This is a genomic window from Ectothiorhodospiraceae bacterium BW-2 (assembly GCA_008375315.1).
Classification (GTDB): domain Bacteria; phylum Pseudomonadota; class Gammaproteobacteria; order Thiohalomonadales; family Thiohalomonadaceae; genus BW-2.
Genome location: CP032507.1, coordinates 807,693 through 832,078 on the forward strand (window position 1 = coordinate 807,693; position 24,386 = coordinate 832,078).

A 24,386-nucleotide genomic window follows, 5' to 3' on the forward strand; every position below is an offset into this window, starting at 1 on the left:
AACGCTATCCCTCCAATTTCTGTTTTAACAACTGGTTGACCTGAGCGGGATTGGCTTTCCCCTGAGTCGCCTTCATCACTTGGCCGACAAAGTAGCCGATCATTTTACTCCGTTTGGCCTCTTCGGCCTGACGATAGTTTTCAACCTGCTGCGGGCTATTGGCGATAAGGGTGTCGATAACTCCCGCTAAGGCTCCGCTGTCGGTAATCTGTTTTAACCCCTTGGCCTCAATTATCGCATCGGCCTCTCCTCCCGCTTGCCACATCGCCTCAAACACCTGTTTGGCAAGGTTGCCAGAGATCGTATGATCGGCAACGCGTCGCACTATCCCTGCTAGCTGCGTCGCACTCACCGGGCTTTGATCGATCGTTAACCCCTCTCGGTTGAGCGCCGCCGAGAGCTCACCCATCACCCAGTTACCACACAGTTTCGCCTCAGCTGCCGCCGTGGCCACTAGCTGCTCAAAGTAGTCGGCCATCTCGCGCGATTGGGTTAGAAATTCGGCATCATACTGAGGCAGTTGATAGTGCGCAATAAAGCGTTGCCGTTTAGCGCTTGGTAACTCAGGCAGTTCGCTACGAATCGCCTCAATCGTCGCCTCATCAATCATTACCGGTAGTAGATCGGGGTCGGGGAAGTAGCGGTAATCATTCGCCTCCTCTTTCGAGCGCATTGGGCGAGTCTCGTGCTTATCGGGATCGTAGAGTCGAGTCTCCTGTACCACCCGCCCCCCCGACTCGATGAGGGTAATTTGGCGTTCGACCTCATACTCAATCGCCCGCTCGACAAAGCGAAAGGAGTTGATATTTTTTATCTCCGTCCGCGTTCCAAACTCACGCTGCCCCATCGGGCGTACTGAGACATTCGCATCACAACGAAACGATCCCTCCTGCATATTGCCATCACTAATCTGTAGATAGCGCACCAGCGAGTGAATTTGACGCATATAGGCGGCGGCCTCTTGCGGCGAACGCAGATCAGGTTCAGAGACGATCTCTAGCAGCGGCGTCCCGGCACGATTGAGATCGATACCGGTCATGCCGTGAAAGTCTTCGTGCAACGACTTCCCCGCATCCTCCTCCAGATGGGCACGAGTGATACCAATCCGCTTAGACTCGCCCCCCTCTAGCTCGATATCGATATACCCCGGCCCCACAATCGGCAGCTCAAATTGGCTAATTTGGTACCCTTTAGGTAGATCGGGGTAGAAGTAGTTTTTGCGGGCAAAGACATTACGACGGCCAATCTCGGCCTCAATGGCTAGCCCAAACTTAACGGCCATCTCTACCGCTCTTTTGTTTAAAACGGGCAGTACCCCCGGCAGTCCTAAATCGACCGCGCACGCCTGAGTATTAGGCTCCGCCCCATAGGCGGTGGAGGCCCCAGAGAAGATTTTGGAGGCGGTTGCTAGCTGAACATGAATTTCGCAACCAATGACTATCTCCCATACCGGACTCATCACTCACTCTCCTTCGGCAGCTTACGGTGCCAGTCGGTCAACTGTTGATAGCGATAGGCCGCATTGAGCACTCTGCCCTCTTCAAAATAGTTGCCCATTAGCTGCAATCCGACCGGGAGATGGCCACTAAAACCGGCCGGAATCGAAATCGCCGGAATTCCGGCTAGATTGACCGCGATGGTGTAGATGTCGGCTAGGTACATCGAGACCGGATCGCTCTTTTCGCCCAATTTAAAGGCTACGCTCGGGGTCGTTGGCCCTAAAATCAGATCCACCTGCTCAAAGGCCGCCCTAAAATCGCGACTAATAAGCTGCCGAACCTGCTGCGCTTTGAGATAGTAGGCGTCGTAGTAGCCGGCCGAGAGGGCATAGGTACCGATCATAATCCGCCGCTTCACTTCGGTTCCAAACCCCTCCTCGCGAGAGCGTTTGTAGAGATCGTCTAGATCGTTAGGATTCTCACAACGGTGGCCAAACCGCACCCCATCCATGCGCGATAGATTAGACGAACACTCCGCCGGTGCCACCACATAGTAGGCTGGAATCGCAAGGGCCGTGTTAGGTAGCGAGATATCGACAATCTCCGCCCCTAAGGCCCGAAACTGCTGAATGGCGCTAGTGATCACCCGCGCCACATCGGCTGAGAGGCCGCTATCGAAATACTCCTGCGGCAGACCTATTCGCAGCCCTGACAGATCACCCTCTAGGGCGGCGAGATAGTCAGGCACCTCGCGCTTAACGCTAGTCGAATCACGCTCATCAAACCCCGCCATCGTCTGTAGCAGCAGGGCACAATCTTCGGCCGTCTGCGCCATCGGCCCCCCTTGATCGAGCGAGGAGGCAAAAGCGATCATGCCATAACGGGAGACTCGGCCATAGGTCGGCTTCAGTCCGGTAATACCGCACAGAGCGGCCGGTTGACGAATCGACCCCCCCGTATCGGTGCCGGTAGCCGCCGCACTCAATCTCGCCGCTACCGCAGCGGCAGAGCCACCGGAGGAGCCGCCAGGAACTCGCGCCCTATCCCACGGATTTTTAACCGGGCCATAGAAGCTGGTCTCATTGGAGGAGCCCATCGCAAACTCATCCATATTAGTTTTCCCTAACATGACTGCGCCAGCGCGGTTGAATCGCTCTATCACGGTCGCGTTATAGGGGGCGATAAAGGGATCGAGCATCTTTGAGGCGCAGGAGGTTCGCACCCCCTCGGTACAGAAGATATCTTTGTGCGCTAACGGAATGCCGGTCAGCGCCTCCCCCTCTCCGGCCGCTAGTCGTCTATCGGCCGCCTCAGCCGCCGCGAGCGCAGCCTCAGGAGTGACGGTAATGAAGGCGTTATAGCGGCTATTGAACTGCTCGATACGATCAAGATAGTGGCGAGTCAACTCTCGACTGGAGAACTCGCCACGGTGCAGCGCCTGCGACTGCTCCCGTAGGGTCAGATTGTGCATATCCATCGTCTAAACGCCTCCTCCTACTCGATGACTCTCGGCACTAAAAAGCAGCCCTCTTCAACCCATGGGGCGTGGGCTTGTAACTTATCGCGCTGATTCGACTCGGTGATCTCATCGTCACGCAGTCGTTGGGTCATCTCTAGGGGGTGAGCCATCGGCTCAATTCCGCGAGTATCGACCTCAGCGAGCTGCTCCACCAGAGTCAAGATGGTTGAGAGATCATCGGCGTACCCCTCTACCGCATCGGGTTCAATCGCTAGTCGCGCCAAATGGGCAATGCGTTCAACATCGGCCTGTGCTAGTGCCATACCGCCACTCCCTTGTCCAATTAACTCATGACATTAAATTGCAAAACGGGGCACAAGTTACCATAAACCGACCCTAAAACCCAGTGCCTCGTCACTCTCTTTCTCAAGCATAACCCGAATCCCTGCTCGCAACCGTAGTTAAGCGACCAAATCTGATCCGGCCTATGGATTTTCCCCGCCTAGCGGTATAACATCTCCCCCCTATTTTAGGTATCGACAAGCTGTAGAGAGAGTATTGTATGTTTCAAGGTAGTATGGTTGCACTGGTAACCCCAATGGATGAGCATGGTGAGATCGATTACGGTAGTCTAGCCCAGCTAGTTGAGTTCCATATCGACAACCGCTCTGACGCGATAGTCGCTGTCGGTACCACCGGAGAGTCGGCAACGCTAGATCACAATGAGCACTGTCAGGTCATTCAGGCCATTATTAACCAAGCGGCCGGACGGGTGAAGATTATCGCCGGTACCGGTGCCAACTGCACCGCCGAGGCACTACAACTCACCCGCTGCGCCGCTGACATGGGGGCCGATGCCGCTCTGCTCGTGACACCTTACTATAACAAGCCGACCCAAGAGGGGCTCTTTCGCCACTTTAGGTTACTCGCCGATGCGGTGCCCATCCCGCAAATTCTCTACAATGTCCCTAGCCGTACCGGTTGTGATATGCAGAACAGCACCGTAGAGCAGCTAGCCGATATTGACAATATCGTCGCCATTAAAGATGCCACCGGTGATATGGCACGAGGTGCCGATCTGATTCAGCGCCTCGGTGATCGGATGGCGGTCTTTAGTGGCGATGATGCCACTACCCTAGAGCTGATGCGACTCGGCGCAAAAGGGTGCATCTCAGTCACCGCCAATGTCGCCCCACGACAGATGCACAACCTCTGCCAGGCGGCACTTAAGGGCGACTTTGAGCAGGCCGAACAGATCAATCAACAGCTATTAGCGTGTCATAAAGAGCTCTTTGCCGAATCTAATCCGATCCCTGTCAAGTGGGCACTGCACCGCATGGGGCTGATTTCTACCGGTATCCGGCTACCACTGACTCAACTCAGTCACCGTTTTCATGCCCAGCTAACCGACGCACTACAGCAAGCCGGAGTGCTAACATGAGAGTCGTGCTGTGGCGGCTACTCCCGCTCCTATGGGTATCGGCACTGTCCAGCGGCTGCGCCACCGATCGAGAGTCCATTCAGTTTGAACAGCCGCAAGATTTGGCAATTCCCCCCGATCTGACCCGCCCTGCCCGTAGCGGCTTTTTAGCCCTGCCGAGTGAACAGCCGCCCAGTACTCGGCGTCAAACACTCCTACCGCCCTTAGAACGGGTCAGCCGCCTCGCCCATAATCAGCAGCAGTGGTTACAGATCGACAATAGCCAAGAGCGACTCTGGCCACTGTTAGAGCAGTTCTGGCAGCAGAACAATATCGCACTACAGTTTAACCAGATCGAATTAGGGGTCATGGAGACCCTCTGGTTTAATGGCCGTGAACAGCGTTTTGCCGAAGAGACCCGCGATAAATTTCGGCTAAGAGTTATCGAAACCGCCCCGGCACAGTACGATCTCTACCTAACCCACTACGGAGTCCGCAAGGTCGATAGTAAGTGGCAGTTTCGCCCCCGCGACTACGATTTAGAGCACGAAATATTGGGACGCCTCGCCCTCTCCATCGCCGAACAGCAGCAGCAGCAGCAGCGACAGTTAGCGCGTGAGGCCGATTTCACTCTAGCAGCGGGGGAGTTGAGCCTACAGCTCGACTACGCCCGCGCTTGGCGTGAAACTGGACTGGCGCTCGATCGATTAGCGCTCACTATTAGCGATAAGGATCGCAGTAACGGCCTCTACTTTATCAACCTCTATCGCGATAACTTCAGTGACGACGGTTTCCGGCTGATCCCCCCCGATGAGCAGAGCGATAAGAGCGATCTGAAGGCGCGGGTTCGTCTTGAAGGCAATCGCCAGCAGAGCCGACTCACCATTGAGAATCTCAACGCCTCCGAGCAGCAGCAGCTACTACAGGCGATACGGCAGGAGTTAATCCGTCAGGAGATGAATGCGCTTTAATCTGTTAGGCAGTGGCAGTCGCGGCAACGCTACCTTAGTTGAGTTCAACCAGACCCGAATTCTAATCGACTGCGGCTTTACTCTAAAAGAGATTGAGTCGCGACTAGCCACAGCCGCCACCGAACCGGCCTCTTTAAGTGCCATCCTAGTCACCCACGAACATGGCGATCACCTCAACGGAGTCGGCCCGCTAGCACGCAAATATCGGCTGCCGGTCTATCTCACCGCCGGTAGCTACCTGCCGCACCGACTAGGGACGCTACCTCAAGTGACCACCATTCATAGCCATAACGCCCCCTTTGCCATCGGCGAGCTAGAGATTACCCCCTACACTATCCCCCACGATGCGAAAGAGGCGTGCCACTACACCCTCAGCAACGGTAACCGTCGTTTAGGGCTACTCACCGATGCGGGCCATATTACCCCCCACATTGTGGCCCATCTTAATGGCTGCGACGGACTGATATTAGAGTGCAACCACGACCCGCAGCTACTGCGCCAAGGCCCCTACCCCCCCTCACTGCAAGCTCGGGTAGGGGGAGAGCTAGGCCACCTGAGCAATCAGCAGGCAGCATCGCTACTACAGCGGCTAGATCAGCGGCCATTACAGCAGCTAGTACTGGCCCATTTGAGCGCGAAAAATAACCACCCCGATCGCGTTAGAGAGGCTATACTACCGGTAGTGGCGTGCAGTGCCGAGGCGCTCACCATCGCCAGCCAAGATCACCCCTCGGGCTGGCGCGAACTGCGGCAGAACTCGATTTAGAGAGCAATTAACAGGAACCGAACCCCATGCAACCAGACATAGAGCTCTACGCCGGTAAGGCAAAGACGATCTACACCACCGCCGATCCCGAACGGCTGATTATGCGCTTTCGTGACGATACCTCCGCCTTTGATGGCGAGAGGGTTGAACAGTTAGCTCGTAAGGGCAGAGTTAACAACCTCTTTAACGCCTTTATAATGCAAAAATTGCAACAGGCGGGCATTAAGACCCACTTTATTGAGCGCCTCTCCGATACCGATTCGTTGGTGCTTAACCTAAAGATGGTGCCGGTAGAGTGCGTGGTACGCAATATCGCTACCGGTTCACTGGTCAGACGACTTAGAGTTGAGGAGGGACTCGAACTCGACCCACCTATCTTTGAGTTCTTTCTTAAAAACGACGCCCTGCACGATCCGATGGTTAACGACTCCCATATCGTCACCTTCGGCTGGGCGAGCGAGAGCGATATCGCCACCATGAGGCAGCAGACCCTAGCCGTTAATCGAGTACTCAAACGACTATTTGACGATGCCGGCATGATTTTGGTCGATTACAAACTAGAGTTTGGCCACTTTAACGACCAGCTCTACCTAGGCGATGAGTTCTCTCCCGACGGCTGCCGTCTATGGGATAGCCAGACCCGTAACAAACTCGACAAAGATCGATTCCGTCAAGGGCTCGGTGGAGTTGTCGAAGCGTATGAGGAGGTAGCCCAACGCCTCGGCATTGCCTTTGACTAACCGAAGAGCGCCTCTCAAATGAGCCTCCGCTTTAAGCTCCCACTGCTGCTAACCACAGCGCTGCTGCTCTTTGGCTGTAGCCAATCCCCGCCCCAACTAGCACAAATTATTGCCCGGGGCGAATTGAACGCCCTCACACTGAATAACCCCACTAGCTACTATCTAACCCACGACAACCTTGCCGCTGGATTTGAGGTCGATCTGCTGCGGCAGTTTAGTCAACAGCTTGGGGTTAAGTTACACCTCACAGTGGTAGAGAGCCCCGCTGAACTCTATGAAGCGCTACGAGAGTCATCGTTTGATATCGCCGCCGCTGGACTGACGATTGATCGCGGAGCGCTCTGGCTACGCTACTCCCCCCCTTATACCAAAGTTAAACAGCTACTTATCGGTCACCAAAAAGATAAGCTACCTAAATCGCTTGCCGAACTACCCGACTATCCGCACCCATTGACAATTATCAGCGGCACTCGCGCCGATACCCTGCTACAGACGCTACTATTTCAATATCGTGATCTCACCTGGCAGACCCTCTCCCTCACACCCGAAGCGCTATTAGAGGAGATTTGGCAGCAGCGCCAAGGGGTTACCATTGTTGATGATCATACCTTTAACCTCTATCGCCGCTTCTACCCCGAGTTAAAGAGCGCCTTTGAACTCACCGAGAGCGAATCGGTCGCGTGGGCGATGCGCGCCATTGAGGGGGATGAGACACTCTACCAGGCCACAGCCGACTTTATCGAGACCATTAGCCACAACGGCCAGCTCGCTATTTTGGCAGATCGCCACTTCGGCCACTTCGATGAGTATAGTTTTGTCGGTAGTCGTACCTTTCGTAACCATGTAGAGAGCCGTCTATCCCGTTTTAGGGTACTGTTTGAGTATGCCGGCAAGGAGGTCGATCTCGACTGGCGTATTCTGGCCGCCATGGCCTATCAGGAGTCGCATTGGGATCCCGATGCCGTCTCCCCTACCGGCGTGAAGGGGATAATGATGCTCACTTTAGCGGCCTCTAAAGATATCGGTGTCGAAGATAGAACCGATCCGGTACAGAGTATTCGCGGCGGTGCCCTCTATCTGCGCCGCCTAATCGATAGAATTCCGGCAGATATCACCATGCCAGATCGAATCTGGTTTGCGATGGCGGCCTATAATATCGGTTTAGGCCATCTGGAAGATGCCCGAATCTTAACTCAACGACAAGGGGATAACCCCGATCTGTGGCAACATGTCCGCAACCACCTACCCAAATTGCGCCAGAAAAAGTGGCACTCTACCGTTAAACACGGCTACGCTCGGGGGGATGAGGCGGCGAACTATGTCGAACGGATTCGCGGCTACTACGATATCCTCCGCTGGCAGACCGAAAAGGAGGCCAAAGAGCAGCAGCAGCTAGAGTCGCAACCACAACCACTCCATCTGATGAGTGATAACCCCGTACTCTAACACTAGGGGATCGATCCCCTACTGCGGCCGCTTTGCCCCCTCCCCGACCGGCCCGCTCCATTTAGGCTCACTCACCACTGCGGTGGCTAGCTACCTCCAAGCCCATCGCTGTCAGGGTCGATGGCAGCTACGGCTTGAAGATATCGATCCGCCGCGTGAGGCAGCCGGGGCGGCAAAGAGAATTCTTATTACGCTAGAGCAGTTCGGTTTTGAGTGGGACGCCCTAAGCTACCAGAGTCGCCACACTGAGCGCTATCAGGCCGCACTCGCCGAACTCAAGGCTCAAGGGCTGCTCTACTACTGCGACTGCTCACGACAGCGAGTTAAGGCACAAGCGGCGGCGCAGCAGATCCCCCCCCACCCCTACCCGGGCTTCTGCCGCGAGCGCCACCTCGCCGCAGCCGACCCTGTTGCGATCCGCTTGCGAATGCCGAATCAAGCGGTCACCTTTGATGACCGCCACTGCGGCCCCCAATACCAACGACCGGCAGAGACGAGCGGCGATCTCATCTTACGCCGCCGCGATGGACTGTTTGCCTATGCGCTCGCCGTGGTCGTCGATGATGGTGCCGAGGGGGTCACCGAGATAGTTCGCGGTCGCGATCTGTTAGCCCAAACCGGTGCCCATATTGTGCTACAGCAGGCGTTAGGGCTGCCGCAACCCGACTATTGCCACCTGCCGTTAGTCACCGCACAAGGAGAGAAGTTAAGTAAACAGAACCACGCCCCCGCCCTCAATCCAAGCAGAGCGGCGGCTGAGTTGGTTCAGGCACTAACGCTACTCGGACAGAGGCCGCCACCGCCGCTCCACTCTGCCCCCTTGCAGGAGGTGTGGCAGTGGGCGCACCACCACTGGTGCCCAGCACAGATCCCCACCTCCCCTGCGCTAGCGCTTGTTAATCGTTAAACGCGCTACTCTTGATGCTCCCAGTGGCGCGGCTGATAGCCAAATTCGCGCCCGAAGATGGCCGCCTGCAGAAACTCCCGATTGAGCCGCGCAATGAGCGACACCGGAATCGACTTAGGGCACGCTTTCGCACACTCATAGTGGTTAGAGCAGTTCCCAAACCCCTCGCTATCCATCGCCTCAACCATGCTCACCACCCGGCGACTCCGCTCCGGCTGCCCCTGCGGCAGTAGCGCTAAGTGGGTAACTTTGGCGGCGACAAACAGCATCGCCGAGGCATTGGGGCAGGCGGCAACGCACGCCCCACAGCCGATACAGGTCGCGGCGGCAAAGGCGTGATCGGCGACATCTTTGGGGATGGGGAGGGTATTCGCATCGGCCGCCTCACCGGTATTGACCGAAATGTAGCCTCCTGCCTGCATCACTCTATCTAACGCAGAGCGATCAACGACCAAATCTTTAATCACCTGAAACGGCCCCGCCCGCCACGGCTCAACGGTAATGGTCGCACCATCCTCAAAGTGGCGCATATAGAGCTGGCAGGTCGTGGTAGCGCCCATTAGACCATGCGGCTTACCATCGATCACCATCGAACAGGCACCGCAAATCCCCTCGCGACAATCCATATCGAAAGCCACCGGCTCTATGTCCTGCAGCAGTAACTGCTCATTGAGGTGATCTAGCATCTCCAGAAATGACATATCGGGGCTAATCGATTCAACCCGATAGCTGGCCATCTCACCCGCCACCGTGGCACTTTTCTGGCGCCAGATTTTAAGCGTATAGTTCACAATAGAGGTACGGGGGTTGCGGTTATCAAACTGCCCAAAAGATTACTCCATCTCCGCCACAAAGCCATCGAGCGGCTGGGCGAAGTAGTCGCTCAAATAGTCATCAAACGATCGATTATCCTGCGCCTCTATCTCCGCTCTAGCTCGATCAGAGCGGACAATCTCTGCTGCCATCTGCTGCTGCCATGCTGGAGAGAGTGCCCCTTGACGCAGCTGCTGCTGATGTTGCTGCGACAAGCGCCGCATTAACTGCCAGTAGCCCTCGTTACTACAGTGCATCTGCCGTAACAGCTTCGCCGATAGGGTTTTATCGCTATCATCCACCAAAGTCACCGCCTGTTGCAGCGCGTCGCTATAGGGAGTACTCGCATCAGTCTCATCGAGTAGTTGACAGACCGGCACCATCGCCGCGCAAATTTGGTGGCTCCAGTCGCGCAGAGTAATCTCACTACCATTACGAATGAGCTTTAAGCCCGGTTTACGACCATATTGAGCCACAGTCATCTCGTTCTTATCGATCTCTGCCCGCTCCCACGGCAAGATATTAGGACTCGGTTCTAACAGGCAGTAGAGGTAGAGCGCCTCCAGAAAGTGCAACTGCCACAGTTCGATACCAACGGGCGAAAAGGGGTTAACATCGACCGAGCGCAATTCGACATAACTAACCCCGCGACGAATGAGCCCCAACGCTGGGCTCTCATTGCCGTTAAGTAGCGGTTTAGGGCGTACCGTGCTGTAGTATTCGTTCTCAATTTGGAGAATATTGGCATTAAGCTGACGATACTCCCCATCAACTTTAACGCCGATGCGGGCGTAACCGGGGTACTCGGTATCGATGGCATAGACCAGCGTCTCTAGGTACTCCTCTAAATTGTCATAACACGCTTTTACCCCGATTTCGTTCTCTTTATTGTTCTGGTACCCAATATCACCCATGCGTAGCGAAGTCGCCCAAGGGCCAAACCAAGTAGCGTGATCAAAGCGCTCCAATTTAGTCGGTGTCTGCTCAATAAACGACGCATCGACCGCCGGAGAGGCACCAAATAGATAGGGGATCAGCCAGCCGAGGCGCTGCAGGTTACGCAGCAGCTCAAAGTAGGCCTCCGAGATAAAAGTCTTTAACGACTGCTCATCCTGCTCCAACTTTTGATAACTACGCCAAAACGGTAACGAAAAGGAGTAGTTAAAGTGGATACCGGCGATTACCTGCATAATACGGCCATAACGATAGCCTAGGCCACGCCGATAGATAGTCTTCATCATCGCCGCATTAGAGCTACCATACTCTGCTAGACGAATACTCATCTCTCCCTGTAGTCGGCACGGCATACTGCCACTCCAGAGCAGCTCCTCTCCTAACTGCTGCTGCACAAAGGTGTGTAGCTGAAACAGGAAGTCGTGGACTTCCGTTAACCGATGCCGAGGCGGAGTGATTAGCTCCAAAAGCGCCTCAGAGTAGTCGGTGGTCAACCAGGAGTGGGTCAGGGGAGAGCCGAACGCAGCAGGGTGATCAGTACGGGCGATATGTCCGGCGCGATCGGCCCGTAGCGCCTCCCGCTCAAGGCCGATCAACCCCTGCTGTAGTAGCTCCACGCCGTTCTGTTGATGCAGCTTTGCTAAGCGCTGAAGTAACATCTACGGAGTACTCTCTAACTCAATATGGCTAGTATCGATCTGTAACGGCACAAACTCCTCCGGCTCGACCAGCGGTGCGCCGCTGCTATCAAACTGTAGATGGGAGATATCCAGCTCTAGCGCTACAAACGGCTCCGGCTCGACCAAGAGCACGCCAACCTCATCCACATCCAGATGCTCGGTGGCAATCTCTGGCAGCGCCACCTCCTCTCGCCTCTCTAGCGTGTCGTTCCAATGCGACTCCACACCGAGACTCTCCAGCTCGCCTAAGGTCGCAGGGGGCTCAATCATCACCTGTCCTCGTTCGGCTCTAGGGGGCAGATTCCCCCCCGCTTTACTCTCGGGTTCAGGCGCAGCTTTCGGTTTCGAAGGGGGCTCAGTGGCAGTCGCTACCATCGGCCCCTGTGGATGAGTCGCCTCGCCGCGAGTGCCCCGCCCCTCCTCCGGCTCAGGTTCGGGGGCTGACGGTTCGGGTTCGGGTTCGGGTGGGGAGTTTGGTGCCGTTTGAAGCAGCTGTTGACTAATAAAGTCAGCCACTTCGCTCTCATCCACCACATGAACCACCGCACCGACGCGGCTTAGGGCGGCGTTATAACGCGCCGCAGTATCCTGATCGAGCCCCTTTTTAATGGTCACCCACTCGCCACTAAATAGATGTTCAAGCTTCTGCTGCGGTACTTTAAACATGACGGCAAGCTGCTGTTTCACCGCCTCCGGATCTTTACCGGCTACAAACGCTCCTGCATAGAGCACCGCAAGTGTGCCTCTGGCCATGCTATTCCCCTCTGTCGATATCGTAAACTAAAAGGGCTCCCCCCTCGCCGCTAACCGCCATTATAGATCACACCGCCGCTTCGCTGATACTGTTGCAGCAATAACACCGCCCGCTGTTGGGCAACGCCGGTTATGACTTCAACACCTCGCTGCTGTAACTTCTGCTGCCATGTTGTCGGCTTATCCCCCTCATCGAAGCCGATCGCCTCCACATCAGCACCGCTAGCGGCCGTCACTAGCGAAGTAATACCAGCCCAACTCATCGCCCCCAGACACATCGCACAAGGTTCGCTACTACAAACAATTTGTAGCGAAGGTCGAGGGGAGACGCCCCATAACTGCCGCTCAGCTAGCATAATCGCGACCACTTCGGCGTGCAGTGGTGAGAGGCGCTCGGTCGGCACCCGATTCACTCCTAAAGAGAGCAGCTCGCCACTGTGCTGATCAAATAGCGCGGCAGCAAAGGGGCCACCGCTCTGATGAGCAATATTCTCCGCACACGCCTCAAGGACTAGCGCCATCCGCTCCTCTAGCGTGGTTAAATAGGACGGCTGCTGCGCTAAAAAGGGGCTCAGCCATGGGGGTAGCGAAAATTGAATCTGTTCGGGTTGTTGCATCAGCAGAAGCTAAAAATTTATCAAATAGCTCAGGCCCAAAAGATTTAGGGTTGATACTTCCAATACTGTCATGACAATACGCTAAAATACCCAAAATATAAAAAACAACCCAAGCTGTCACAAGGCCAATGGGGGTAGCATGACTGAAAATAGGGCTAAAATCAATTCACCAAGAGCTCTCTTCACCACGTTTACCCTCACCCTCTCGGCTCCACTCGCTCTCTCACCTGAAGTTGCCGGCGATGTAGCCACCGCCCCCCACGCTGAAAATGGCCCCCCACAACGACAAACGAACTAGCCACCCCTCGCCCCACTTGCTACAATCCCAACCTTAGCAGCTCCAACCTATCGAGAACCCCTCAGTTTTAAACGCTTAACGATACAGACAGCAAGATGAACCAACCCCTTATTCCCGTCATTATCGCCGGCGGCTCCGGCACTCGCCTCTGGCCGCTCTCCCGCACCCACTTTCCTAAGCAGTTTTTGACCCTGCAGGGGGAGCAGACCATGCTACAACAGACCCTTACCCGACTAGAGGGGCTAAAATTGGGCGAACCGATTCTGCTCTGCAACTACGAACACCGCTTTATTGTCGCTGAGCAGCTACGGCAGCTCGGCATAGAGCGGGCGAAGATTATTCTTGAACCGGTAGGTCGTAACACCGCACCGGCCATCGCCATTGCCGCGATGGCGGCGTTAAAACAGCACGATAACCCCCAACTACTGGTGCTAGCAGCCGACCATCTGATTCAAAATGTCGCCGCGTTTCATCGAGCGATAGGTATCGGAGAGCGGCTCGCCGCTAGCGGTGAGCTAGTCACCTTCGGCATTGTTCCGACCGGCCCCGAAACCGGTTATGGCTATATTCAACAGGGTCAACCCCTTGGTGAGGGGTATCGCGTAGCCCGCTTTGTCGAAAAACCGGATCATAAGACGGCCAAAAACTATCTACAAGAGGGGAACTATCTCTGGAATAGCGGTATGTTTTTAATGCAGGCCGACACTTACCTACAGCAGCTACAGCAATACCGGCCCGATATCCACACCATCTGCCAACAGGCCGCTGACCATCTTCACCCTCAGTACGAATTTCTCTACCTCGATAGCGACATCTTCAGCCACTGCCCCGCCGAATCGGTCGATTATGCGGTCATGGAGAGGGCCGAGAGTGTCGCCGTAGTGCCACTCAATGCCGGTTGGAACGATATCGGTAGCTGGTCGGCACTATGGGAGGTCGATCACAAAGATAGCGCCGGAAACTCGACCAAGGGCGATGTGGTTGCCCACGATACCCACAACTGCCTGCTCCATGCTGAAGAGCGGCTCATTGCCACCGTCGGGGTCGATAATTTAGTGGTCATTGAGACTAAAGATGCGGTACTTATCGCCCAAAAGGATCGAGCACAAGATGTGAAGGCCATTGTCGATACCTTAAAACAGCAACAGCGCAGCCAAGCGCACCACCACCGTGTCGTCTATCGTCCCTGGGGCTGTTATGACTCGATTGAGGAGGGAACTCGTTTTAAAGTTAAACGGATATCTGTCAAGCCGGGGGAGAAATTATCGCTACAGATGCACCACCACCGAGCCGAACACTGGATTGTGGTCTCCGGAACGGCGCGGGTAACCCACAATGATCGCAGTGAAATTATCACTGAAAATGAGTCGATCTATATTCATGTCGGCGAGACCCACTCGCTAGAAAATCCGGGAAAAATTGCCCTAGAGTTAATCGAAGTTCAAACTGGCAGCTATTTAGGCGAAGATGATATCGTTCGCTTTGAAGATCGCTACGGTCGTCAGGAGCAGCAACCATGAGTCCCCCTACCCCCACCACCCTTTCTGATCTGAGTCAACGGGCTAAGCTCCATTTTGGCACCAGTGGTGCTCGCGGATTAGTGAGCGATATGACGCCGGAGATCTGCTACGCCTTTACCCAAGCCTTTCTACATACAGTGGCCAGTGAGGCCGACAGCCTCATTATCGGCCACGATCTACGCCCTAGCAGCCCGGCCATTACTGCCGCCTGTATCGCGGCTATCGAGGCTAGCGGCAAAAAGAGCTGCTACTGTGGTGCCCTCCCCACGCCGGCGCTGGCCTATTACGGCCTAAGACAACAGCAGCCGGTCATCGTTATCACCGGCAGCCATATTCCGTTTGATCGCAACGGCATTAAGTTCTACCGCCAACAGGGGGAGATTACCAAAGCCGATGAGAGAGCGATGCTCGCAGCTAAGATCACCCTCCCCGAACAGCTCACTCCCCCGCCACTGCCACCGCTTCAGCCTGATGCGACGACACACTACCTTAACCGCTATCTCGACTGTTTTAGTGACCGACCGCTGCTAGGAAAGCGCATTGCCCTCTATGAACACTCCTCGGTCGCACGGGAGCTCTTTACCCAGCTACTACAACAGTTAGGCGCTGAAGTTATCTCACTCGGTCGAACCGATACTTTTGTCCCTATCGATACCGAAGCGGTTAGCACAGAAGATAGGCAACGAGCAAAAGCATGGGCGGCAGAACACCACTTTGACGCGATTATCTCTACCGATGGCGATGGTGATCGCCCACTCATTGGCGATGAACAGGGAGAGTGGTTGCGAGGGGATATTGTCGGTATCCTCTGCGCCATAGAGCTCGGCGCTACCGCCGTAGCAACCCCAATCAGTAGTAATACCGCGCTAGAGCTGTGCGGTCAATTTACCCAAATTCGCCGTACCCGTATCGGCTCGCCCTATGTCATTGAGGCGATGGAGGCGCTGCAACAGCAGAGCACGGCAGAGGATGTTATCGTCGGCTACGAGGCCAATGGCGGCTTTTTATTAGCCACAGACGCGAGGCTACAGGGACGACTCCTCTCACCGCTACCGACCCGCGATGCGATCCTACCGGCAATCGCCCTGCTCATCACAGCTAGCCGGCAGAAGCTATCCCTCTCGGCGCTACCAACACAGCTACCGCCACGCTACACCGCTAGCGACAGGCTGACCAATATCCCCACTAGCGCTAGTCAGCGGCTACTACAACAGCTTCAAACGGCTCCCAATCCGTTGCAACAGCTTCTGCCCGACCATTTAGCCACGCTCATTGAGCAAGATAGCACCGATGGCCTGCGTCTAACCGATAGCCACCAAGAGATCATCCATCTTCGTCCTTCAGGCAACGCCCCCGAACTTCGCTGCTATGTAGAGAGCTCGACCCCTGAGCGGGCTGAGGCGCTCTGTCAGCGAGTATTACAGCAGGTAGCAGTATCTATACCCTAACATGAGTCTATCAACGACATTAATGCAAGCAAGTGAGCTAGGGATTCGACTCGAAATAGTCAATGGCCTGCCATTATGGGAAGCACAACCGCTCTATCGTCATCAAAAGCATATTGAGCGTATTATTCACGGGATTAGCAAAAGTAGTGATGGAGCTGCGTGTGGCTGTGTCCATGCGATGGATGTCTATGTACAATTCCCCAGTGGATTGAAGCGACCGGATATCTCTATATTTTGTCAGGAGCCGAGTGATGAGGAGCAAGATAGCGCACTGACTCAAATTCCTGAGGCAGTCATTGAAGTCGTCAGCAAAGGGTATGAGGCGAAGGATTTAGAGATCGGGCCGCCATTCTACCTCTCCCAAGGGGTGAAAGATGTCGTTGTCTTTGATCCATATACTCTACTGGTTTTACATGTGCGTAGAGAAAAAGTTCAACGCATGATGTCACCTGTTACCCTTCAACTTGAGTGTGGTTGTGTTGTTGAGGTTTAATCATAATGCATATTATCCTTCTTGCGGCGGCTTCAGGCAGAAGCGACTCTCCAGTAGGCTAAGGCGTTCTGCCAATGTTAATTGATACATTAACTGATTGAATATCCGCTTGACCATCTAGTGCAATCGACTCATCAAATTATGGTGACCACTCACAGCCAGATGATGTTGAACTACCTTAATAATGACATTGTTAAAAGCAGTGTGATTTATCTCTATAAAACACCCAAGGGGGCTGCTAAACCGATACAGCTATTTGCGATTCCATCACTGGCAGACAAACTTAACTTTATGGGACAGTGTAAGGTGTTTATTGATGCTAACCTACACCAACTTTACCAAGAGATTATTACCATTAAAGCAGTAGCCATGAGTCAAACAATATGAGAATTCTTATTGATATCTGTCATCCGGCCCATGTCCATTTCTTTCGCCATTCAATTACCCTATTACAACAGCAAAATCATCAAATTCTTATTACCAGCCGTAATAAAGATATTGCGCTTGAACTGCTAGACAAATATTCTCTTCCCCATAGACCTCTATCGTCACAAAACGGTAGTGGTATGATTGCTTTAACCAAAGAGTTACTCAGTCGCAACTTTAGGTTATATCAACAGGTACGCACCTTTAAACCCGACATTATGGCTGCCATAGGGGGAATCTTTATTGCTCAGGTCGGTTTTCTGACCAAAGTACCCTCGCTAGTCTTTTATGATACCGAAAACGCTTCGTTACAAAATGCACTCACCTACCCGTTTGCCTCTATGGTCATTGTTCCCCACTGTTATAATGCTTGGCTACCTAAACGACGCCATCTGCGTTACGATGGCTATCATGAACTTGCCTATCTACACCCCAACTATTTTACCCCCGATAGAACCATCGCTGAGGCCAATGGTCTGGCAACAGAGGGTGACACCTTTTTTATTCGAGTCGTCTCTTGGCAAGCAAATCATGATCTGACTGAAACAGGTTGGAGTCATCACCTGCTAAAAAAGTTAGTCGCTAAACTAGCGTCACATGGCAAAGTGTTAATTTCAGCGGAGGGAGAGTTAGCCCCAGAACTGGCTGATTATCGCTATTTAGGTCACTCGAATCAGGTGCACCATCTGCTGGCTTTTTGTCGTGGTGTCATTGGTGAAAGTGCCACCATGGCATCCGAAGCCGCTGTATTGGGTACCCCAGCTATCTATATTGCCAACACCGGCCGAGGTTATACTAACGAACAGGAGAGTCGCTACGGTTTGGTACACAATATTTTTCAACTAGATTGGCAACCAATTAATAACGCTATTGAACGACTGCTCGCCAGATCTAAAGCAGATTACGCGGCGGCCAGACAACAGCTATTAAGTGATACAGTTGATGTCACACAACTCATTGTTCGCAGCATTACAACATTTCCTAAGATATTGCACGATTATGATGGAGAGCATAACTGATTATGTGTGGTATCGCTGGCTGGTTTAGCTCAAAATATAATATAACTGTTAACACAACGCATCAATTACGAGCCATGTTACAAACCATTAAACATCGTGGACCGGATGGTGAAGGCCTTTGGTTTGATAATCATGCCGCTTTGGCACATGCTCGCCTGTCGGTTATTGATATCGAATCTGGGCAACAACCGCTAGCTACTCTGGATAAGAAAATCCAGCTAATCTACAACGGTGAAATCTATAATTTTAGGCAGTTACGCCAGCGACTAATCCATGCAGGCTACCCATTTCAAACCCAATCTGACACAGAGATCATCTTGGCTGTTTATCGCCACTATGGTTGGCAAGGATTTGCTAAATTTCGCGGAATGTATGCCTTTGCATTATGGGATAGCGAAATAGAAACAGGTTATTTAGTGCGCGATCCACTGGGTATTAAACCGCTTTTCTATCACTACGAAACAGAAGATAACTCTATAATATTTGCTTCAGAGGCCAAAGCTATTTTAGCCAGCGGTTATCACGCTGCCCTTGATAGTAACTCGCTACACCTATTGATGAACTATCGCTACCTTCCGGGAGAACGAACCCTATTTAGCGGCATTCATCAACTGGCTCCCGGGGCGGTATTAATCTGGAACAGAGAGTCCGCCATCACACAAAGAGAGATTCCGCCGCCAAACTCTCCGAGCAGCGCTAACCTGTTAGATTCCCTATCCGAAACAGTGGCACTGCATACGGCTGCAGATGTCGAGGTGGGCGCTTATCTCTCTGGCGGGATCGATTCGGCCACAATCGTAGCTCTAGCAGCTAGGCATCAGGCCACCCCTATGAAGACCTTTACCCTAGCCATTGGTGATGATCCGGACGAGGCCGATAATGCAACCCGAACCGCACAACTGTTAGGCGTCAAAAACTATCGCGGAACCATTCACACTCGCGTTGCACAGAGCCTACCGCAGTTAATCTATCACTTAGAACAGCCTAAGGTAAACGCATGGCAAGTGTTACAACTGGCACAAGTGGCAGTAAAACAGGTAAAGGTTGCACTCTCCGGTGTGGGTGGAGATGAGCTATTTTACGGCTATAATCTCCATCGACTACTGGCACAAGGGGAGCAAATTCATCAATGGCTACCACAACGATTGACCCAAGGAGTTGGTTTGGGGTTAGCGCCGCTGGCTGCAAAAATGGAACGGTTACCTTGGAGTGAGCCTGAACGGGCGCTACGTATGCTATCGCAATTAGGAAATTGGCCACATGTTTATGGTCTATTGCGTAATGTTTGGGATAGTCCCACGCTTCGGCGACAGATCTATGGCCCCAGAGTACTGGATCAATCGCTAACCAACGCCTTTGAACTCATTGAACAAAATTGGCCTAATCGGGCTGATCCTGTGATTGCTGCTAACCAATATGAGTGGCAAAACAAAATGGTAAATGATCTTTTATGGCAGGAAGATCGCTGCAGCATGGCTCATGGTCTGGAAGTGCGAACACCCTTTGTTGATCAGTTACTGGCTTCCAATGTTGCCCAACATGGCCGCGATCAACTGATGCCTCAACGAAAAAACAAGGGATTTATGCGCGAAATGGTTTCACCGCTGCTACCTACGGAGATCCTCCATCGTCCTAAAAGCGGATTTCAGGTCGATGCGGCGACATTTTTTCACCAAGAGCTAAATAATCTTGCCGACATTTGGTTATCTGAAGAGCAGATAGCGAAATATGGGCTATTTAATCCCCAATTTGTGAACTCGATTCGCACCGCTAAACCGAAAAAACGGTTACGATGGCACTACTTTATGCTCTATTTGATGTTAGGAACCCATTTATGGCTGGCAATATTTGAGGAAGGAGTGAGTCCGAGTGAGATACACAACTGAGCAGTTAGCTACTATTCTTGAACAGGTGTACCACTGGAGCCGAAATCAGGGATATCGCGGCTACAATAAACACGATGGATTAAACAGCCCCCTCTTGAGGCTGCTGTTAGGGTGGGGTAAATGGCCACGAATGGTTGCTATTCAGGGGGTGATGCGCTTTCCGGTGAATATACGGCCACTACTCTTAACTCCCAAAGTCTATAACCCTAAAGGGCTATCGCTGTTTATCAGAGGCTTGCTGGATCAATATCGCGTTTTCCAACAACAGCGATTTTTAGACGAAGCGTTCGAGCTATTCACGACTCTTGACTCTATTCGATCACCAGGGAGCTGGTCAGGTGACTGTTGGGGCTACCACTACCCTTGGCGTGATCCCGGTTTTTTTGCGCCAACCAACACACCTAATGCCGTTGTTACCGCCTTTGTCTGCGAAGCTTATCTGGATGGCTATCGACTCACACAAAAACCGGAACTACTAGCCCGAGTCCGATCGGCACTTGATTTTTTCAGTCACGATCTGACCCGATTGAAAGAGACAGAGCAGGAGTTATGTCTCGCCTATATGCCATTACCGATGACGATGCGAGTCATGGATGTCAGTATTTTAATCGGCTCGGTGATGGCGCAGTATGGCCAACTGGCCAATGATAATAACTTCTCTGAAACGGCTGAGCGACTGGTGTGTTATGTGGTTAACCAACAAACCGACTACGGTGCTTGGTTTTACACTGATCCAGCTTCAGATTCCCATATTCGTCATGATAACTATCATACTGGATTTATTTTAGATGCACTCTGGAACTATATGGAAGCAACCAGAGATACACAGTGGCATAAACACTATCATCGTGGATTACAGTTTTATGCGGATAAGTTATTTAATCCAAATGGTAGTCCGCGATGGATGAGTGACAAAGACTACCCCCATGATATTCATGGTGCAGCGCAGGGGATTATTACTTTCTCCAGACATCGAGGAGAGTACGGACAGCTAGTGAACGATATTTTGACATGGACTCTGTCTAACATGTATCATAATTCTGGTCATTTTTTTTATCAAAAAACCAGATATTTCACTAAAAAATTTACCTTATTGCGTTGGTGTAACGGATGGATGGTCAGGGCTTTGGGTTCCTATCTGGCAACATCAATACTGCAAAAATGAAACAAAGGTTAAATTGGATGAAAAAGATAGAAAACATTGACACTACAATTAAACCAGAATTGACCGCTGAAATAAAAAAATTCTGGGAACGCAATATCAATGCAGAACGCATTTATGGACGCACAATATCTGATTCTAAACGAGGGGAAGATAAATACTTTACCGATTTAGAAGAACAGCGCTACCGAACTCACTACCACTTGTTACCATGGATTCGAGATATGAAGCCAGGAAAGAGGGTTCTGGAGATCGGCTGCGGCATCGGTCTCGATAGTTTTAAAATTGCCAGCCACGGTATGGATCTTTACGCTATTGACCTAACCCAAGTGGGTATAAAGACCGTAAAGGAACGCTTTCTACGCAAAGAAGTTCCTGCTCACTTTAATGTCGGAGACGCATGTAATTTACCTTTTCCGAATGCTGTCTTTGATTATGTCTATTCATTCGGGGTACTACACCATGTGGCGGACACTAAAAAAAGTGTTAGTGAAGTATTTCGCGTGCTTAAACCTAGCGGAGAAGCCCGGATTATGCTCTACCACCGGCGTTCCCTAAATGAGACAATTCATCATTTAACCCGCGTACCCTTTGAAGAAAAAGATGAGCTATGTCCTGTTGTTAGACGCTACACTAAGACAGAAGTCCGTAAGCTATTTGCCGATTTTTCCAAAGTAGATATTGATGTTCAATATGTTTTTGGTGAGGGATATGGCGCTATTTATCGCGCCATGCCAAAATGGCTCTATCGTATGCTATCCAAAACTGTAGGTTGGCACCTGATGATACGCGCAACGAAGGATTAAACTGCAAATAATGACATCTATTCGATTACTCATCAAAGAATCTACACGCGCGATCATCTCCCCTCTAACTGGTGGTCGCGCCGTTATTAACTTGAAACCGACCATCGCTAATGTTTACCTCACTGAATACTGCAACTCCAAATGTACGATGTGTGACTTTTGGAAACGAGATCGAAATCCTAACGAACCCTCTAGTGAAGAGTGGGGAGTTATCTTCTCACGACTTAAAGCCTTCGGGGTAGAGTATGTGGGAGTGAACGCCTCAGGAGAGATATTCACCCGTCCCGATATCTTTAAAATACTAGGTCACCTAAAAAACATGGGCTTAGGTTTTGGTATCAATACAAACGGAACACTAATCACGCGGCAAAAAGCGGAGCAGTTAGCGCTGCTTAATCCAAGAGTAGTAACGATTGGGTTAGATGGTGTAGGTAACGACAACTATTTACTAACTCGTGGTTTAGTAAACGGTTTTACCAAAGTAACTCGCAGCATTGGATATCTTAAAAATTCCGGCGTCAAAAATATTCGCATTGGTTCGGTTTTAATGCAGGACAATATGGATCAATGGCTAGAGCTCTGTCACTTTGTCAGGGAACAAAAACTGGACGGTATTCGATTTACTGCCTATCATGAGGGCTATTTTCATGATGAGATTCAAGTTAGAGAGTCACCCTATCAAGAGCCTGATTTTTTAGAAAAGTTAAAAATTGAGATTGATAGATTATTGGCATTTAAAAAAGAGACTGGATTGTTAAATAATAGCGCGGCATATTTGAAAAGCATTCCAGAATACTATCGAAAGGGGCATAGCTATTTTCCTCATCCGTGCCTACAAGGCTCCAACCGTATTGAGCTAGATGTGTATGGTAATGTGACTCTCTGTTCTTTCATGACCGAGTCTCTTGGCAATCTCAAAGAACAGGAGATGGAGGAGATATGGAGATCAGCACAACATCGACAGACAAGAATAGATGCTTTTAAAGGAGATTGTACCCGCTGTTATCTCTCTTGCTATGCAGAGGAAAATTTGAGAATGTCCGCAAAAGGTTTTTTTCCAACAATGGGTGAATCCATTGCAAAAACGAAACGAATGCTTAAATAAAAATAATCAATCTATATATCATCTTTTTTTGATAAATTTTGCGGGGACTCCTCCAAAAATTGTGTTTGCTGGAACATCTTTTGTCACAACTGCACCCGCAGCAATTACCGCTCCTTTCCCAATAGTCACACCGGGTAGAATAGTACATCTAGCAGCAAGCCAAGCATCTGCTTCTATGGTGACCAATCCATAAATAGGTGCAGAAGTACGCATAACACACCCTAGTTCTGTATCATGGTTAGCGCTAAGAATAGTTACCCCCGGACCTAGAAGAACATTATTACCCAGATAGACACCTCCACCAGAAAGAATCATGCAGCCATAGTTAAAGAAAACATAGTCTCCAATAATGAGTTTTGAATAATCATCTATCCATAGGTTACGACCAAATTTAACTCCTCTACCAACTGTCGAACCGCTAGCCGAAAGTAGTTTTCCCTTCCACCAATTGGAAATTGGCTCAGAGGGTAGAACAGAAAAATTTATTTCTATAAGGTAATTAATAATATATCTTGGAAACTTCCTAATGCTATAGAGTTTTGGCTCGACCATTGTTTTTGTTTTTTATCCTATTTGTTTTTTACAAACTTCCCAGAAAAACCATCTTTCAAAGATTTTTTCTAATGGGCCTATAGCAATAGGTGATAAAATATATCTTTGAATGAATTCAAATATAGTTAGTCGTGAATTTCTGAACGAAAAAAGTTTACATGAAAAAGATGAAAACCCACACTGAGTCGCATATCGCTCAATATGTTTTGGATATAGCGGGAGCTCATCAGGACTAAACATATTTAGCCTAAAAAAACCATCGGACATAAAAAATCTGTTCTGTAAGCAATCAGCACTTGGATCATAAGCAATCACTCGTCCCCCAGGACGCAGCACACGATGCATTTCACAAAGTAGTTGAAACTCCCTTCCTGGCAAATGGTGAAAAAAAGCTGCTGCTATAATCATATCAAAACTATCGTTTTTAAATGGTAATCGCAAGGCATCAGCCTGAATACTGGTAACAACAGAATGTTGCAGCATAGAAAGTGAAATATCAACACAAAATGCCTCAGTATTGGGCATGTCAGAAATGATTCGACTAATCATACCAGACCCACCACCAATATCTAAAACCTTACCATTACCACTCCAACCTATCCACTGATAAATCCTCTTTTGATCAAATTCAGAGAGGGAACAATAGTCAGTAGTCCCTTTATTATCCCAAAACTTTTTTTCTTTAATATAGTATTTATTTTCCATA

The 24,386-nt window shown here is 51.2% G+C and carries 24 protein-coding genes; 15 read left to right on the forward strand and 9 right to left on the reverse strand.

Going from position 1 to position 24,386, the window contains the following annotated elements:
- Nucleotides 1-4: 4 nt before the first annotated feature.
- Genes gatB through gatC form a run of 3 tightly spaced genes read right to left on the reverse strand, consistent with a single transcriptional unit; the run spans nucleotide 5 to nucleotide 3,221 of the window.
- A complete protein-coding gene (gatB, locus tag D5085_03715) occupies nucleotides 5-1,459 on the reverse strand; it encodes an Asp-tRNA(Asn)/Glu-tRNA(Gln) amidotransferase subunit GatB (GenBank protein QEP42320.1) in 1,455 nt (484 codons plus the stop codon).
- Nucleotides 1,459-2,910 carry an Asp-tRNA(Asn)/Glu-tRNA(Gln) amidotransferase subunit GatA gene (gene gatA / locus D5085_03720; protein ID QEP45042.1) on the reverse strand — a complete coding sequence of 484 codons (1,452 nt, stop codon included), beginning with the start codon at nucleotides 2,908-2,910 and terminating at the stop codon, nucleotides 1,459-1,461. Before gatA ends, gatB begins: the two co-directional genes overlap by 1 nt.
- Before the next feature lie 23 nt (nucleotides 2,911-2,933).
- Entirely contained in the window at nucleotides 2,934-3,221 is a 288-nt protein-coding gene (gene gatC, locus D5085_03725) for an Asp-tRNA(Asn)/Glu-tRNA(Gln) amidotransferase subunit GatC (protein QEP42321.1), read from the reverse strand.
- Nucleotides 3,222-3,460: 239 nt separating this feature from the next.
- Between gatC and D5085_03730 the strand changes: the two genes are divergently transcribed.
- From D5085_03730 to D5085_03755, 6 genes are read left to right on the forward strand one after another with little or no spacing between them, the layout of a single operon-like run.
- The gene (locus D5085_03730) at nucleotides 3,461-4,339 is read left to right on the forward strand and encodes a 4-hydroxy-tetrahydrodipicolinate synthase (protein ID QEP42322.1); all 879 of its coding nucleotides are present in this window, start codon (nucleotides 3,461-3,463) and stop codon (nucleotides 4,337-4,339) included.
- The gene (bamC, locus tag D5085_03735; protein QEP42323.1) at nucleotides 4,336-5,289 is read left to right on the forward strand and encodes an outer membrane protein assembly factor BamC; all 954 of its coding nucleotides are present in this window, start codon (nucleotides 4,336-4,338) and stop codon (nucleotides 5,287-5,289) included. Before D5085_03730 ends, bamC begins: the two co-directional genes overlap by 4 nt.
- Nucleotides 5,279-6,055, forward strand: a complete 777-nt coding sequence (locus D5085_03740) for an MBL fold metallo-hydrolase (protein ID QEP42324.1) — start codon at nucleotides 5,279-5,281, stop codon at nucleotides 6,053-6,055. Before bamC ends, D5085_03740 begins: the two co-directional genes overlap by 11 nt.
- Before the next feature lie 26 nt (nucleotides 6,056-6,081).
- Nucleotides 6,082-6,795, forward strand: coding sequence for a phosphoribosylaminoimidazolesuccinocarboxamide synthase (locus D5085_03745; protein ID QEP42325.1), 714 nt, complete (start codon nucleotides 6,082-6,084; stop codon nucleotides 6,793-6,795).
- 18 nt (nucleotides 6,796-6,813) lie between these two features.
- Nucleotides 6,814-8,241, forward strand: coding sequence for a membrane-bound lytic murein transglycosylase MltF (gene mltF, locus D5085_03750; GenBank protein QEP42326.1), 1,428 nt, complete (start codon nucleotides 6,814-6,816; stop codon nucleotides 8,239-8,241).
- A 13-nt stretch (nucleotides 8,242-8,254) separates the two neighbouring features.
- The gene (locus tag D5085_03755) at nucleotides 8,255-9,148 is read left to right on the forward strand and encodes a tRNA glutamyl-Q(34) synthetase GluQRS (protein QEP45043.1); all 894 of its coding nucleotides are present in this window, start codon (nucleotides 8,255-8,257) and stop codon (nucleotides 9,146-9,148) included.
- A 5-nt stretch (nucleotides 9,149-9,153) separates the two neighbouring features.
- Here D5085_03755 and D5085_03760 read toward each other — a convergent pair whose 3' ends face one another.
- Genes D5085_03760 through D5085_03775 form a run of 4 tightly spaced genes read right to left on the reverse strand, consistent with a single transcriptional unit; the run spans nucleotide 9,154 to nucleotide 12,965 of the window.
- Nucleotides 9,154-9,939: a succinate dehydrogenase/fumarate reductase iron-sulfur subunit gene (locus D5085_03760; GenBank protein QEP42327.1), complete on the reverse strand. Its 786-nt coding sequence runs from the start codon at nucleotides 9,937-9,939 to the stop codon at nucleotides 9,154-9,156.
- A gap of 42 nt (nucleotides 9,940-9,981) precedes the next feature.
- A complete protein-coding gene (locus D5085_03765) occupies nucleotides 9,982-11,574 on the reverse strand; it encodes a glutamate--cysteine ligase (GenBank protein ID QEP42328.1) in 1,593 nt (530 codons plus the stop codon).
- Nucleotides 11,575-12,348, reverse strand: coding sequence for a hypothetical protein (locus tag D5085_03770; GenBank protein ID QEP42329.1), 774 nt, complete (start codon nucleotides 12,346-12,348; stop codon nucleotides 11,575-11,577). It abuts the gene before it with no gap.
- Nucleotides 12,349-12,398: 50 nt separating this feature from the next.
- Complete coding sequence (locus D5085_03775; GenBank protein ID QEP42330.1) at nucleotides 12,399-12,965, reverse strand: nucleoside deaminase; 567 nt, start codon at nucleotides 12,963-12,965, stop codon at nucleotides 12,399-12,401.
- 393 nt (nucleotides 12,966-13,358) lie between these two features.
- On the opposite strand from D5085_03775, the gene D5085_03780 reads away from it, so the two are divergent.
- From D5085_03780 to D5085_03820, 9 genes are all read left to right on the forward strand, one after another.
- The gene (locus D5085_03780; protein ID QEP42331.1) at nucleotides 13,359-14,783 is read left to right on the forward strand and encodes a mannose-1-phosphate guanylyltransferase/mannose-6-phosphate isomerase; all 1,425 of its coding nucleotides are present in this window, start codon (nucleotides 13,359-13,361) and stop codon (nucleotides 14,781-14,783) included.
- Nucleotides 14,780-16,231: a phosphomannomutase gene (locus D5085_03785; protein QEP42332.1), complete on the forward strand. Its 1,452-nt coding sequence runs from the start codon at nucleotides 14,780-14,782 to the stop codon at nucleotides 16,229-16,231. Before D5085_03780 ends, D5085_03785 begins: the two co-directional genes overlap by 4 nt.
- Nucleotide 16,232: 1 nt before the next feature.
- On the forward strand, nucleotides 16,233-16,724 hold the full coding sequence (locus tag D5085_03790; protein QEP42333.1) for a Uma2 family endonuclease: 492 nt from the start codon (nucleotides 16,233-16,235) through the stop codon (nucleotides 16,722-16,724).
- A 165-nt stretch (nucleotides 16,725-16,889) separates the two neighbouring features.
- A complete protein-coding gene (locus D5085_03795) occupies nucleotides 16,890-17,111 on the forward strand; it encodes a hypothetical protein (protein QEP42334.1) in 222 nt (73 codons plus the stop codon).
- A complete protein-coding gene (locus tag D5085_03800; protein QEP42335.1) occupies nucleotides 17,108-18,169 on the forward strand; it encodes a DUF354 domain-containing protein in 1,062 nt (353 codons plus the stop codon). Before D5085_03795 ends, D5085_03800 begins: the two co-directional genes overlap by 4 nt.
- A 2-nt stretch (nucleotides 18,170-18,171) precedes the next feature.
- Complete coding sequence (asnB, locus tag D5085_03805; GenBank protein QEP42336.1) at nucleotides 18,172-20,055, forward strand: asparagine synthase (glutamine-hydrolyzing); 1,884 nt, start codon at nucleotides 18,172-18,174, stop codon at nucleotides 20,053-20,055.
- Complete coding sequence (locus D5085_03810; protein QEP42337.1) at nucleotides 20,039-21,220, forward strand: hypothetical protein; 1,182 nt, start codon at nucleotides 20,039-20,041, stop codon at nucleotides 21,218-21,220. Before asnB ends, D5085_03810 begins: the two co-directional genes overlap by 17 nt.
- A complete protein-coding gene (locus D5085_03815; GenBank protein QEP42338.1) occupies nucleotides 21,166-22,023 on the forward strand; it encodes a class I SAM-dependent methyltransferase in 858 nt (285 codons plus the stop codon). The genes D5085_03810 and D5085_03815 overlap by 55 nt, the downstream gene beginning before the upstream one ends.
- 10 nt (nucleotides 22,024-22,033) lie before the next feature.
- Nucleotides 22,034-23,128 carry a radical SAM protein gene (locus tag D5085_03820; protein ID QEP42339.1) on the forward strand — a complete coding sequence of 365 codons (1,095 nt, stop codon included), beginning with the start codon at nucleotides 22,034-22,036 and terminating at the stop codon, nucleotides 23,126-23,128.
- Nucleotides 23,129-23,146: 18 nt separating this feature from the next.
- On the opposite strand, the gene D5085_03825 is transcribed toward D5085_03820, so the two are convergent.
- Both D5085_03825 and D5085_03830 read right to left on the reverse strand, forming a co-directional pair.
- On the reverse strand, nucleotides 23,147-23,680 hold the full coding sequence (locus D5085_03825; protein QEP42340.1) for a hypothetical protein: 534 nt from the start codon (nucleotides 23,678-23,680) through the stop codon (nucleotides 23,147-23,149).
- A gap of 12 nt (nucleotides 23,681-23,692) precedes the next feature.
- Nucleotides 23,693-24,385, reverse strand: a complete 693-nt coding sequence (locus D5085_03830; GenBank protein ID QEP42341.1) for a class I SAM-dependent methyltransferase — start codon at nucleotides 24,383-24,385, stop codon at nucleotides 23,693-23,695.
- Nucleotide 24,386: the final 1 nt, after the last annotated feature.